General features: G+C 59.1%; 12 protein-coding genes and 2 pseudogenes. 6 read left to right on the forward strand and 8 right to left on the reverse strand.

Features of this window, described 5'->3' with window-relative positions; genetic code table 11:
* Positions 1-65: 65 nt before the first annotated feature.
* The 4 genes and pseudogenes from ALO64_RS16995 to ALO64_RS25570 all read left to right on the forward strand — a co-directional run.
* Positions 66-1,709, forward strand: a complete 1,644-nt coding sequence (locus tag ALO64_RS16995) for a phosphoethanolamine transferase (RefSeq protein WP_002552601.1) — start codon at positions 66-68, stop codon at positions 1,707-1,709.
* Positions 1,710-1,897: 188 nt separating this feature from the next.
* Positions 1,898-3,031 carry a ribonuclease D gene (rnd, locus tag ALO64_RS17000; RefSeq protein WP_044344576.1) on the forward strand — a complete coding sequence of 378 codons (1,134 nt, stop codon included), beginning with the start codon at positions 1,898-1,900 and terminating at the stop codon, positions 3,029-3,031.
* Positions 3,028-3,332: pseudogene (locus tag ALO64_RS17005) on the forward strand (YcgL domain-containing protein). The gene rnd and the pseudogene ALO64_RS17005 overlap by 4 nt, the downstream one beginning before the upstream one ends.
* Before the next feature lie 70 nt (positions 3,333-3,402).
* A pseudogene (locus ALO64_RS25570) lies at positions 3,403-4,329 on the forward strand (D-2-hydroxyacid dehydrogenase); the annotation flags it as partial.
* Between the two features lie 76 nt (positions 4,330-4,405).
* On the opposite strand, the gene ALO64_RS25575 reads toward ALO64_RS25570, so the two are convergent.
* Entirely contained in the window at positions 4,406-5,002 is a 597-nt protein-coding gene (locus tag ALO64_RS25575) for a nitroreductase family protein (protein ID WP_044344573.1), read from the reverse strand.
* A 211-nt stretch (positions 5,003-5,213) separates the two neighbouring features.
* Between ALO64_RS25575 and ALO64_RS17025 the strand changes: the two genes are divergently transcribed.
* On the forward strand, positions 5,214-5,663 hold the full coding sequence (locus tag ALO64_RS17025; RefSeq protein ID WP_002552606.1) for a YcgN family cysteine cluster protein: 450 nt from the start codon (positions 5,214-5,216) through the stop codon (positions 5,661-5,663).
* A gap of 4 nt (positions 5,664-5,667) precedes the next feature.
* Here ALO64_RS17025 and ALO64_RS17030 read toward each other — a convergent pair whose 3' ends face one another.
* The 7 genes from ALO64_RS17030 to ALO64_RS17060 all read right to left on the reverse strand — a co-directional run bounded on the left by ALO64_RS17030 (position 5,668) and on the right by ALO64_RS17060 (position 12,539).
* A complete protein-coding gene (locus tag ALO64_RS17030; protein WP_044344572.1) occupies positions 5,668-6,048 on the reverse strand; it encodes a YgaP family membrane protein in 381 nt (126 codons plus the stop codon).
* Between the two features lie 98 nt (positions 6,049-6,146).
* Positions 6,147-6,647 (reverse strand): RNA methyltransferase, encoded by a 501-nt coding sequence (locus ALO64_RS17035; RefSeq protein ID WP_002552608.1) that lies wholly within the window; start codon positions 6,645-6,647, stop codon positions 6,147-6,149.
* 72 nt (positions 6,648-6,719) lie between these two features.
* Positions 6,720-7,604, reverse strand: a complete 885-nt coding sequence (locus tag ALO64_RS17040; RefSeq protein ID WP_044344571.1) for a copper resistance protein B — start codon at positions 7,602-7,604, stop codon at positions 6,720-6,722.
* 11 nt (positions 7,605-7,615) lie between these two features.
* Positions 7,616-9,394 carry a copper resistance system multicopper oxidase gene (locus ALO64_RS17045; protein WP_044344570.1) on the reverse strand — a complete coding sequence of 593 codons (1,779 nt, stop codon included), beginning with the start codon at positions 9,392-9,394 and terminating at the stop codon, positions 7,616-7,618.
* A gap of 86 nt (positions 9,395-9,480) precedes the next feature.
* Entirely contained in the window at positions 9,481-9,855 is a 375-nt protein-coding gene (locus tag ALO64_RS17050) for a YajD family HNH nuclease (protein ID WP_003317410.1), read from the reverse strand.
* A 66-nt stretch (positions 9,856-9,921) separates the two neighbouring features.
* The gene (locus ALO64_RS17055; protein WP_002552612.1) at positions 9,922-10,398 is read right to left on the reverse strand and encodes a cyclic nucleotide-binding domain-containing protein; all 477 of its coding nucleotides are present in this window, start codon (positions 10,396-10,398) and stop codon (positions 9,922-9,924) included.
* Between the two features lie 80 nt (positions 10,399-10,478).
* Positions 10,479-12,539, reverse strand: a complete 2,061-nt coding sequence (locus ALO64_RS17060; RefSeq protein ID WP_044344569.1) for a S9 family peptidase — start codon at positions 12,537-12,539, stop codon at positions 10,479-10,481.
* Between the two features lie 131 nt (positions 12,540-12,670).
* Between ALO64_RS17060 and ALO64_RS17065 the strand changes: the two genes are divergently transcribed.
* Entirely contained in the window at positions 12,671-13,147 is a 477-nt protein-coding gene (locus tag ALO64_RS17065) for a hypothetical protein (protein ID WP_044344568.1), read from the forward strand.
* Positions 13,148-13,193 lie beyond the last annotated feature (46 nt).

Below are 13,193 nucleotides of genomic sequence, written 5' to 3' on the forward strand. Positions count from 1 at the left end.
GGCTACTTCAGACCTTCCCTGGCTCCTGAATGCCCGATGCATATTAATTCGATAAGCAGACCACGATGCCGACACCCAGAACTGTTCGTCCAGAGGTTGTTACCTTACTTGCCAGCGCCTTTCTGTTACTGGGTTTCAATATAAATCTGTGGCAGCATCTTTTCGCGATTACCAGCTCCGATGCCAAAGGCCTGGCCATGCGTTTTGCATTCGGGCTGATGATTTTCTGCGTATTCAATATCGTTCTGACGCTGTTGGCATTTCGCCGTGTGTTTAAGCCTGTGGTGATCGCTCTGTTTATGATCAGCGCCGGGGTGGTGTATTTCATGACCGAGTACGGTGTCATGATTGACGCCGGGATGTTCCGAAACTTCGCCGAAACCAACGTGACGGAAGTGCAAGGGCTGCTCTCTTTTAAACTGGCGTTGTATATCGTTCTGTTGGGCGTACTGCCTTCGCTGATTCTATGGAAACTGCCGATCAGCTACCGTCGCTGGCACCTGGAACTGTTCAGCAAGCTGGTGGTAGGCGTGGTCTGTTGCGTGGCAATAGGCGGCGTTGCGCTGGCGAATTATCAAGGCTTGTCCTCGTTGTTCCGCAACCATCACGAATTGCGCCTGATGGTCGTGCCAAGCAATTACATCGGTGCCTCGATTGGCTACCTGAGCGAGCAGGTGATCTCCGCACAGCGCCCGTTCGTCAAGATTGGCGAGGACGCCAAACGGTCGGCGGACTGGGCCACGCATGCCCGTAAGTCGTTGACCGTACTGGTGGTGGGCGAAAGTGCCCGTGCCGAAAACTTCGGGATTCTTGGCTATGGTCGCGACACCACGCCCAACCTCAACAAGGAGAGCGGGTTGGTGGCGTTTACCGATGTTTACTCGTGCGGCACCGAAACCGCAGTGTCGGTGCCGTGCATGTTCTCCAACATGGGTCGCAAGAACTACAACGCAACCAAGGCCCGTAATCAGGAAGGTTTGCTGGATGTCCTGAAACGTGCCGGTATAGAAGTGGTGTGGCGTGATAATCAGGCCGGCTGCAAAGGGACCTGTGATCGAGTGACCTTCCAGGATGTCAGTAATCTCAAGGACCCGCTGCTGTGCAACAGCCATGAATGCCGCGACGAGATACTGTTGCAAAACCTGCAGGGTTTTATCGACAGCCTCGACAAGGACACTGTTCTGGTGCTGCACCAGATGGGTAGCCATGGCCCTGAATACTTCAAGCGTTACCCTAAAGAGTTTGAAAAGTTTACGCCGGTGTGTGAAAGCAATGCCTTGAACAATTGCAGCCGGGACAGCATCGTCAATGCCTACGACAACACACTGTTGTATACCGATCACGTACTGGCCACGTTGATTGATCTGTTGCGCAGTAATCAAAACAAGGTCGACACTGCCATGGTGTACCTGTCGGACCATGGTGAGTCGCTTGGCGAGTACAACTTGTTCTTGCACGGCACACCGTATGTACTGGCTCCTGATCAGCAAAAGCATGTGCCGATGCTTATCTGGTTGTCCGATACCTATCAGAAGTCCTTTGCAGTCAGCCCGGAGTGCCTGGCCAAACAGCGCAATGCGCCGTTGAGCCAGGACAATCTCTTTCATTCAATGCTCGGCTTGTTGAAAGTCGACACCCAGGTCTACAACCCAAGCCTGGATATGTTCTCCGGGTGCCGCACTGAGCTGGCGGCCGCTGACAAGCAGTAAAATCTGTGCTTGCTCAGGATAGAGATCGTTTCCACGCTTGCGTGGGGACGCTCATCCTTGGCCCTTTTGCCAGGCAACAGTTCCTCCTGTCCGTCATTTGCGTGAAGATACGCCAGACCGGGACGACAGACGCGCGATAATCTCCCATCACGATATATACTGCGCGCCATTGTTGAAGGGAGAGCCGTGTGGCCATCGATATTCACTGGATTCGCGACGACGACAGCCTCGCCCGGTATTGCGCAGAATGGCAGTTGCTGCCTTTTGTCGCGCTCGACACCGAGTTTATGCGGGTCGATACTTTTTATCCGATAGCAGCGCTACTGCAGATTGGCGACGGGCAAAGCGCCTGGCTTATTGATCCTTTGCTGATCAACGACTGGCGGCCGCTGTCCGCGTTGCTTGAAAACCCCGACGTCATCAAAGTGGTGCACGCGTGCAGCGAGGACCTCGAAGTTTTGCTGCGTCTGACTGGCAGCCTGCCGGTGCCGTTGTTTGATACCCAGTTGGCAGCCGCTTACCTGAACCTCGGTTTTTCCATGGGCTATTCGCGTCTGGTGCAGGAGGTCCTCAACATCGACCTGCCCAAGGGCGAAACCCGTTCTGACTGGCTGCAACGTCCGCTGTCGGAGACGCAGATCAGTTACGCCGCCGAAGATGCTGTGCACCTTGCCGAACTGTTCGCCATCCTGCGTCCGCGTTTGTCCGATGACAAATACGCCTGGCTGCTGGATGACGGTGCTGAACTGGTCGCCAACCTGCGCCGCGAAGTTGACCCGTACGAGGTGTACCGTGAGGCCAAACTGGCCTGGAAACTGTCCCGCGCCCAGTTGGCGGTGCTGCGTGAGTTGTGTGCCTGGCGTGAGCGCGAGGCGCGCGCCCGCAACCTGCCGCGCAACCGCATTGTGCGTGAGCACTCGCTGTGGCCATTGGCCAAGACGCAGCCGGATAACCTCGCCGCACTGGGGCGTATCGAAGACATGCACCCGCGCACCGTTCGCCATGACGGCGAGTTTCTGCTTGAGCTGATAAAGACCGCAGGCACGCTTCCGCCAGAAGAGTGGCCGCCTGCATTGCCTGAGCCACTGCCCATTGATGCGGCCGGGTCGATCAAGCGTCTGCGTGCAATCGGTCAGCAATACGCCGAGCAACTGGACATGGCCCCGGAGTTGATGCTGCGCAAGAAGACTCTCGAAGCGCTGCTCAAGAGCGGCTACCCCGACGGTCCTTACCAATTGCCCGACTCGCTGCGTGGCTGGCGTCGCGAGTTGATGGGTCAGGCGCTGCTGGACAGCCTGGCCACCCCCGGAGAACAGTCTTGAAGCGTATCTGCTCGATTTATCGCAGCCCGAAAAGAAACGAGATGTACCTTTACGTCTTGAAAAGCGATGTCCTCAAACGCGTGCCGCCTGAACTGCTGGTCGCGTTTGGCAAGCCGGTTCATGCATTTGACCTGGTCCTGAGTCCCGAGCGTGCGCTGTCGCGCGACCCANNAGCGAGGACATCAATGTGGTGCTGGAGAATCTCGACAGCCAGGGCTATCACCTGCAGATGCCCCCTGCCGAAGATGACTACATCGAGCATTTGCCGGAAGAGCTGCTGCGCCGCAACGATCCGATGTAATGGTTGCTCACGTTGTAAAGCGGTCCACATCGCCGTGGGCTGCCTGTCCTGTTTTTAAGGTTTTTGAAACATGCGCGTTCTGATTGCCGAGCACGATTATCACGTTTACACCCAATTGTTGCACCAGGCTGCGCCTGATCTGGAAGTCTTCAGCACGGGCGACTCTGCCGAGCTGTCGCGAATGGCCAGCGATTGCCCGGTCTGGCTGGGACAGCCGGACCTGATGGCCAACCTGCTACGTCAAGGGCACAAGCCTCAGTGGCTGCAATCCACCTGGGCGGGTATTACGCCACTGCTGGCCGACAGCCTGTCGCGCGAGTATCGCCTGACGCGTGCAGTCGGGATTTTCGGTCAGGTCATGGCCGAATTCGTTTTGACCTACATGCTCGGCCACGAGCGTGAGGTGCTGGCGCGTTTGATGAGTCAGGTCGAGCGCAAGTGGGACAATCGTACTGGCCAGAGTCTGTCTGGTCGCAAGGTATTGATCGTGGGCGCCGGTGATATCGGCCAGCGTGTCGCCGAGTTTCTTTTGCCGTTCGGTGTGCACGTCTACGGCGTGGCCTCCAGTGCGCGCACTCAGGCGCCGTTCATCGAGGTAACAGCGCTGTCTGACATGACGAGGCTGCTTGGCGAGATGGATTACGTCATCAATCTACTGCCCAATACACCTGAGCCCCACGACCTGTATGACGCGAAGCTGTTCGCCAGCTTCAAGCCAACGGCGCTGTTCATTAACGTTGGGCGCGGTGTAGCGGTTGTGGACGCAGATCTGGTCGAGGCGTTGAAGGAAGGCCATCTGGCCGGTGCGGTCATTGACGTCTGCCGTCAGGAGCCTTTGCCGCAGCGCCATCCATTCTGGACCGCCTATGGTCTGCTGTTGACCGGTCACAGTTCGGCACCGACATCGCCGGTAGCCATGACCGAGCTTTTCGTTGAAAACCTCAAGGCGTTTCAGGCTGGAGAAGCACTGCGCGGAGAGGTCGATTTTTCGCGAGGTTTATTGAAGCCGTTCCGAACGAGCCGACGTTTAGGCGTCGGTTCGTCGGCTCGTCGGCATCGATTGCAGAGAACAGTCAGTTACAGCGAAAATCACCCTCAGCAGCCAGTTCTGCCAGTGGCTTGCGCGGGCTTGGCGCTTCGCGGCCTTGCAGGTATTCCGGCAGCGTCGACTTGTCACCGATTTTGCCGATGGCTACGGCAGCGTGCAGTGCGTAATCCTCTGGAATGTTCAGCTCCTTGCGGGTCAGGTCCTGATCGAAGCCCGCCATGCCGTGGGTGTGCCAGCCGCTCAGGCTCGCTTGCAGCGCAAGATAACCCCAGGCCGAGCCGGTATCGAAGGTGTGCCACAAGGCCGGGCTTTCTTCGGTTGCGCCTGGCGCGACGAAGGTGGTCTTGGAGACAATGATCACCAATGCTGCTGCATGTTGCGCCCAGTTGCGGTTGAACTCGTTGAGCAGGCCCAGATAACGCTCCCAGTTAGGCGTGTCGCGACGTGCATACAGAAAACGCCAAGGCTGCGTGTTGTAGGCCGAGGGTGCCCAGCGTGCCGCTTCGAAAAAGCTCAGCAGGGTTTCCTGATCGATGCTTTCGCCACTGAATGCACGTGGCGACCAGCGCTCGGTGAATTGCGGGTCGATAGGGTGATCGGCGATGCGAGGGTTCGTGCTCATGAAAGTCCTTGATAGCGAAGGTGAAAAACGAGCGTGGCTTGATGGGCCGTGGTCGGCAGGCATCGCTTGAGCGCACTGGAAAACCCGTTAACGCTACTGTTTTGCCCTGTCGCTGACAAGTCCCGGCTACCGGCAGTCGCAAGTGCTTGGCCCGCACCCCTTGTACCTCTAGACTGACGGCCTTTTCATTTTCGATACCGTTGTCCGAACCATGGCCGCTAAAGTTGAACCCTTCTGGATTCGCAAGACCCTCGACCAGCTCAACACCGAGGAGTGGGAATCGTTGTGCGATGGCTGTGGCTTGTGCTGCCTGCAGAAGCTGGAAGACGAAGAAGACAACAGCGTTTATTACACGCGGATCGCTTGCAAGCTGCTGGACCTGAAGACCTGCCAGTGCTCCGACTACGCCAATCGTCGTGCGTCGGTGCCTGACTGTATTCAGCTGACGCCGGGGCAGGCAGATGAATTCAAATGGCTACCGCCCACCTGTGGCTATCGGCTGGTCAGCGAGGGCAAGGATTTGCCGCTCTGGCATCATTTGGTGTGTGGTGATCGCACGGCTGTGCATCACGAGCGTATCTCCCAGTCAGGCCGCATGCTCAGCGAGAACAGTGTGGCTGAAGACGACTGGGAGGATTACCTGATCTTTCGCGCAGGTTGAGCGTTTAAACGACCGGCTTTGGCTCGGCCAGCGCTTCCACACCTTTGACAGCAGCGTTTTTCACCGCGTTTTCGGCGTCGTCTTTCAGGTTGTTCAACTGGGCACCGGCACGTTCGATGGTCGAGCGGGCGCTGTGCAGGTCGCTGCGACCTTTTTCCACCAGGCTTTTGGCCGAGCAGTGACCGCTGATGCCGCGAGCCAGCACTGCGCCGCCGATGGCCAGTTGGATCAGGCCCAGAAAGCCGCCACGACGGACACCTTTGCCCATCATCAGTACACCGCCAGCCAGTGAGCCAATGCGCTCCCAGCCGTGGACGTTCTGATCAAGGTTGCGCTGCAGCAGTTCAGGTGTGTCGATGCGTTCGATAATCGGGGTGTCGCGCATGATGGCTCTCCATGAGGCGGTAATTCGCAGGAAGTAGGTAGTAAACCGGTTCAGAGAAACTGACTGCTCGCCCGCGACACAGGTTCAATGCTTTTCCGTCAGCGGTCGCTGGCCGGGTCGATTTTCTCGCGACCGAACTGTGGCCCCGAGCGGGTATTGATGCCTTTGGCCATGCGGTCGTAGAGCACAACGTTGACGGTTGCGGCCAGATTCATGCAGCCCTCGGTCGGGATATAGACCACGTCTTCACACCAGTCGCGAATGTCCTGATCCAGCGAGCCGTCTTCCGGGCCGAAGATATACAGCGCGCGGTCAGGGTGCGTGTATTCAGGCAGGGCACGGGCGCCGTCGACCAGTTCAACGGCCACCGGAATGCAACCCAGCGGCAGAATGCTTTTGAGGTCTTCGATGCCGATCAGCGGGATGTCCTGATGGATTTTCTTGGTGTCGGTGATGAAATCCCGCGCACGCTCATAGCGTTTACCGGTATAGAACACCGACGCCACACCGTAGCAGCCGGCTGCTCGCATGACGGAGCCGACATTTTCCGGGGACTTGGGGTTGTAAAGACCGATGCAGGCGTACCGTTTATTGGCCACGGGGAGGGTGCTCTGAAGAAAACCGGGGATTATACGGCAGCGTCAGAGCAATGCCATTTTCAATTCCGACGCTCAGAACCACATGCGTAAACCGACGACCAGCCGCGCATCGGCAACGTCCTCGCCGTCTTCGCGTGCGTAATCGGCAGTATTGCCGTAGGACCTATCCCAGGTTACGCCAACGTAAGGAGCGAATTGCGGGGTGATTTCATAGCGCAGCCGAAGACCGAACTCACTGGTCGACAGGCCCGAGCCATTGCCGCGTTGCGGGTCGTTCTTGCCGTAGAAATTCAGCTCGGCAGTGGGTTGAAGAATCAGATTGTTGGTCAGCAGCAGGTCGTAGTCAGCTTCCAGGCGCGCAGCGGTCTGCCCGGCTTCACCGATGAATGCGGTGGCTTCGATATCAAGATCCGAAATCGCCTGCCCTTGCAGGCCGAAAGCCGCCCAGGTTTGTGGCGCGCTAGGTTTGAAGTCCTGGCGTGCCCCGGCGACTACGTCCCACGATGAGCTGACGGCATGACCCCATAACGCCTGGACTTCCGCTTCCTCGGTCTTGCCGTTGGTGCGCTCGCCCTCTGAACGCAGCAGCAAGCGGTCGACATCACCGCCAATCCAGCCGGACAGGTCCCAGGCCAGCGCGCTGCCGTCGTTTGCGTCCTGCCATTCCAGCTTGTCGGCCAGAAAGTAACTGTTGATGGCGCTGTCGTGGACCTGATGCCCGCTATGGCTGGCGTACACCGCAGCCCGGTCGGCGTCGGTGACAGGCGGGATTGGTGTCCGGCTCTGCATTGGGGCGGCATTGTGCTCGCTGGCGTCCATAGGCATCGAGTGGCTGCCATGATCCATGCCTTCCATGCCATCCATTCCGGCAGCCAGCGTGGTTGCCCAGGGTGTTATGGCCAGGCCTGCCGTCAGCAGCAGGGTTGGCAGGCAGGACGAGTTGCGCAATCCATTCACCGGTAAAATCCTCATTCTTCCACCCGTACTTCGCGGAACATGCCCATTTCCATGTGGTACAGCATGTGACAGTGATAAGCCCAACGGCCCAGTGCGTCAGCGGTGACGCGATAGCTGCGGCGTGACCCCGGAGGCATGTCGATGGTGTGTTTGCGCACCATGAACTGACCGTTTTCGTCTTCCAGATCGCTCCACATGCCGTGCAGATGGATGGGGTGAGACATCATCGTGTCGTTGACCAGCACGACACGCACTCGCTCGCCGTACTTGAGCATGAGCGGTTTGGCGTCCGAGAATTTCACGCCGTCGAACGACCAGGCGAATTTTTCCATGTGCCCGGTCAGGTGCAGCTCGATCGTGCGGCTGGGCTCACGACCGTCCGGGTCTTCGAAGGTGCTGCGCAGGTCTGCGTAAGTCAGAACTCTGCGCCCGTTGTTCCTGAGGCCGATGCCCGGATCGTCGAGTTTGGGCGAGGTGCTCATGGCCTGCATGTCGACCAGCGGATTGTTTTGTTCGCTGTCCGGGTGTGGCTGCATGGCAGGTGTTTCTTTCATTGGCATCTTGCTGTGGTCCATGTCGGGCATCGAGTCATGGCCCATCTTGCTGTGGTCCATGCCTGACATGTCGTCCATTGCCGGGGCTGCGCCGTGGTTCATGCTGCCATGATCCATGCCCGCCATGCCCACATCATTCATGCTCAGCAATGGGCGTGGATCCAGGGGCGGGACGACGGCCTGCAAGCCGGGCCTGCTGGCCAGGGTGCCGCAGGCGTAGCCGGTGCGGTCCATCGACTGGGCGAACAGCGTGTAGGCACCTTCGGCAGGCTCGACGATCACATCGAAGGTTTCTGCCACTGCGATGCGCAATTCATCGACCGTTACTGGCTTGACGTGCAAGCCATCGCTGGCGACTACGGTCATTTTCAGGCCCGGGATACGCACGTCGAAATACGTCATGGCCGAGCCGTTGATCAAGCGCAGTCGAATCCGCTCGCCAGGCTTGAACAGCCCGGTCCAGTTCATGTCCGGGGCCTGGCCGTTCATCAGGTAGGTGTAGGTCGCGCCGCTGACATCCGCCAGGTCAGTCGGCTCCATCCCCATTTTCGCCCACATCCAGCGATCACGAGTGGTCTCGCTCCAGCCTTTCTCACCGACGTCGTTGATGAAGTCGCCGACAGTACGCTTGTTATTGTTGTAATAATCGGACTGTTTCTTGAGCGTTTTCATCAGTTGAAGCGGCTCTTCGTCGGTCCAGTCGCTGAGCATGATCACGTGTTCGCGGTCGTATTTGAATGACTCTGGCTCTTTGGCGTCGATCACCAGCGGCCCGTAAACCCCCGACTGTTCCTGAAAGCCCGAGTGGCTGTGGTACCAATAGGTGCCGTTCTGTTTGACCTTGAAGCGATAGACGTACATGCCATCGGCCGCGATACCGTCGAAGCTCAGCCCCGGCACGCCGTCCATGTTGGCGGGCAGAATGATGCCGTGCCAGTGGATCGAGGTGGCTTCGTCGAGACGGTTTTTTACCCTGATGGTCACCGTATCGCCTTCGCGCCAGCGCAACAGCGGGCCTGGAATACCGCCGTTGATCGTCATCGCGGTTCTGGTATTACCCGTGATATTGACCTGGGTTTCGCCGACATACAGATCGAACTCGGTGCCGGACAGCCCGGCCGGCTGACCCGGGTTCGGAACCGCCCATGCCGGACTGCGCCACAGCCCCAGGCCGCCGAGGATGCCACTGGCGGCAAGCCCTTTCACAAAGGTTCGTCTTGAGGTTCGGGTGGGCATGGCGAAATATCCGGTCGGTCGGGTGGCCGCAGGCCAGGAGAAGTGCGGGTAGGGCGGGGGAGCGTGGGGCGTTGAAGGTACCGAGGTCACTCGTCCTTTTTCATCAGCCCGGCCAGTGCAGCGAACGGGTTGTGGGTCGCCTTGGCGGTTTTCGGACTGCCCAGGGAGCCATCGGCGAAGTACTGCTGATCGGTGTAACGCGAGTGCTCGTTGTCGTGGCAATACAGGCACAGCAGCTCCCAGTTGGAACCGTCCTGCGGGTTGTTGTCATGGTTGTGGTCGCGGTGGTGCACGGTCAGTTCGCTGAGACGTTTGCCAGCGAACTCGCGGGCGCAACGGCCGCAAACGTGCGGGTACATGCGCAACGCCTTGTCGCGGTAACCCATTTCTCGGTCGCGCTGGGCGTCGGCCAGAATGCGGTCCAGCTTGGCAGTATGGGAAGGAGGATTGGCCGTGCTCATGGTGTCACCTGTGCGTGTGCGCATTGAAAGCGGAATATCGGCAAGTTTAGCGCCAGATGGGCAAACTCACACCTGCTGAGACAGTAATTGGCCGTCGACCATGCGCAGGCGCCTGGACAACGAGATGGCCAGGGCACGAATGATCTTGGCGGCGATTTTCGGCGCTTCGTCGAGCATCTTGTCCAGAGAGTCGCGTCCCAGGTTCAATAACTGGCATTGGGTGGCCGCGATACAGCTGGCCGAGCGACGTTCGCCATCCAGTACAGCCATTTCCCCGAACGCCCGCCCGCGCCGCAGAACGGCGATTTCGACCTGTTGACCGTCTGCGGCAAGTTTCTGCACAGACACAGTGCCTTGATGAATGATGCACATGAATGTCCCGGCATCGCCCTCGGCAAAGATGGTCTCGCCTTTTTCGATGTCGGTAATGCTGAAATACCCGGCTACAGTCACGAAGTCGCCGGGCAGCAGCGTGTCGAACAGGCCGCAGTCCAGCAGCATGTCGCGTATGGCGTTGTTCAGGTTGGACAATGGTTCTGACATGGTTCGGTCTTTCAATCCTGATACGAAGGGGGCAGCTCCGTGCCCCCCGATGCTAGTAAGACAGGTGTTTCACGCCAAGTTCATTCGGCGATCTGCAATACCTTGAAGATAAACGCGTACTCCAGCGCCACGTCACGCAACCCTTGATAGCGACCGCTCATGCCGCCGTGTCCGGCACCCAGTTCGGTCTTGAGCAGCAGCAGATTATCGTCGGTTTTGCTGGCGCGTAACTTCGCGACCCATTTGGCGGCTTCCCAATACTGCACACGGCTGTCGTTGTAACCGGCGATGACCAGCATGGCCGGGTACGCCTGAGCGCTGACGTTCTCATAAGGCGCGTAGGACTTGATGCGCTCATAGACCTCAGGCTCCTGCGGGTTGCCCCATTCGTCGTATTCGGTGACGGTCAACGGCAGGTCCGGATCGAGCATGGTGTTCAGCACATCGACGAACGGCACTTCGGCAATTGCTGCCTTGAACAGCTCGGGTCGCTGATTGAGCACGGCACCGATCAGCAGGCCACCGGCGCTGCCGCCGCTGATCACAAGCTGTTCGGCGCTGGTCAGGCCCTGAGCAACAAGATGTTCGGCGCAGGCAATGAAGTCGCCGAAGGTGTTCTGTTTATGTTCCTGCTTGCCATTGCGGTACCAGGCCTCGCCCAGCTCGCCACCGCCGCGTACATGGGCGATGGCAAAGGCCACGCCACGTTCAAGCAGGCTCAGCCGCGCGTGGGAAAACCACGGGTCGAGGCTTTCGCCGTAGGCACCGTAGCCGTACAGATACAGAGGGGTCGCCTTGCCGGCCAGTTCGCGCTTGACCACCAGGCTGATCGGCACCTGAGTGCCATCACTGGCGGTGGCCCACAGACGCTGGCTGACGTAGGCGTCGGCGTTGAAAGTGCCCAGCACCGGCGTTTCCTTGAGCACTACCTGCTCGCCGCTGGCCAGGGTCAGTTGACGCACCTGTGCCGGACGGTTCAGCGACTGGTAGCGCAGGCGAATTCTGTCGCTGTCGAACTCCAGGGTGTCCTGCACATACAGGCTGTACGCGGCGTCGGGCAACTGCACGCGATAGGCAGGCAGATCCTGCGGGCGTACTTCGATGATCGGCAGGCCGCCTTCGCGCAGGCTCAGACTGATCGCCTTGGCGTTGAGGCTCACGCCTTCGAGCATGACCTTGTCATCGTGCGCAACCAGGGTCTGCCAGTCTTCGCGAACCGGGGCGCCACTGGCCTGTTCCGCTGCGTGATACAGCGCGAAGTTAATGCCGCTCTGATTGCTGCGGATGAACCAGCTCCACACACCATCGAGCAGCCCGTGATCCGGATAATACTCGTGCCCTTCGCTGCGCGGCGCGAGGCAGGTGAAGGCCTGTTGCGGATGATCGGCGTCCAGCACCCAGGCTTCGCTGGTGGTTTTGCTGTTGAGCAGAATGATCAGTTGGCGTTCGGAACTGCTACGGAAGCAGTGCAGGAAGAATCGACCGTCCGGCTCATCGAACACCAGCTCTGCCGATGCATTGCCCAACGTGTGGCGATGCAGCCTGCCGGGGCGATGGGTCTCGTCCAGCTCACCGAAAAACAGGGTCTGGCTGTCGTTGGCCCAGGTCATGCTGCCGTCGCAGTCCTCAAACGGCAGGCTGCTGATCTGGCCGGTGCTCAGTTCCTTGACGTAAAGCTGGTACACCTCGTCGCCACTGGTGTCCAGGCTGTAGGCCAGGCGCTGGTGGTCGGGGCTGATGCTGAACGCGCCCAGCGAAAAGAAGCCGCCATCGGCCATGGCGTTCGGGTCCAGCAACAGTTCTTCACGGCTTTCGTCCACGGTATTGGAGTCGTCGGCCGGGCGCGGGCAGCGATAGTGACGGGCGTATTCATCGCCTTGTGTGGTGCGCGTGTAATAAAGGTACGGCCCCCAAGGGGAGGGCAGTGACAGATCGGTTTCAAGGATACGGCCCTTGATCTCCTGAAACAGGTTTTCGCGCAACCCGGTCTGCTCTGCCAGTTGCTGCTCCTGCCAGGCGTTTTCCGCCTTGAGGTAGTCGAGCACCTCGTCAGTGTCGCGGTTCTGTAGCCAGGCATAGGGATCGGAACCGTCGGCCTTGCGAGCAATCGGGGCGCTGGAGGTTGCATTCGAGAAGGACATGCTGGGCTCTCTGTTTAGGCATCAATCATGGAAATTCGGTACACGCTGAACCGATTACTGAAGCGAGGCAAGCCGCGTCAGGCAAAAGCCGTTATCATAAGCGCCTCTTTACCTGCCTTACCACGGACGTCATGACCGAAAACGACTATCTGATCGCCTGGAGCGTCTACGCCTTCGCCGCGTTGGGTTGCCTGCTGGTATGGTTCCTGATGACCCGCTGGATGTGGCGTTATCTCAAGGAACCGTTGCTGGTAGCAGTCGCGGTGCTGCTGTTTACGCAGACCATGGTCGACCCTGCCAAGGATGCGATGGCACCAGCCGTGGCGATCACCGCGCTCGACCTGATGTTCAAGGTCGGCAGCAATGTCTGGACCGCTGTGTCGGATCTGGCCATGTATGGCATGTTCGCCTTCGCTGCGTACGCGCTGTTCGTGCTTATCCGCTGGCCGATCGAGCGCAGCCGCAAGGCTCGCCAGCCCCGGACTGTCGCTCAGCCTGCCGACACAGACCTCACTGACGAGCCGTTTGCCGAGGACGATCACTACCCTCGCAAATCCGCTGCGCCGCTTCCTCCGACCAGGGCTGCGCGAGTCGAACCGCGGTTGTAGATCCCGCTTCGTTGGCATGCGCCGTCATTGTCGGCGCATGACCTGC

The sequence above is a fragment of the Pseudomonas meliae genome (assembly GCF_001400515.1).
Taxonomy (GTDB): domain Bacteria; phylum Pseudomonadota; class Gammaproteobacteria; order Pseudomonadales; family Pseudomonadaceae; genus Aquipseudomonas; species Aquipseudomonas amygdali.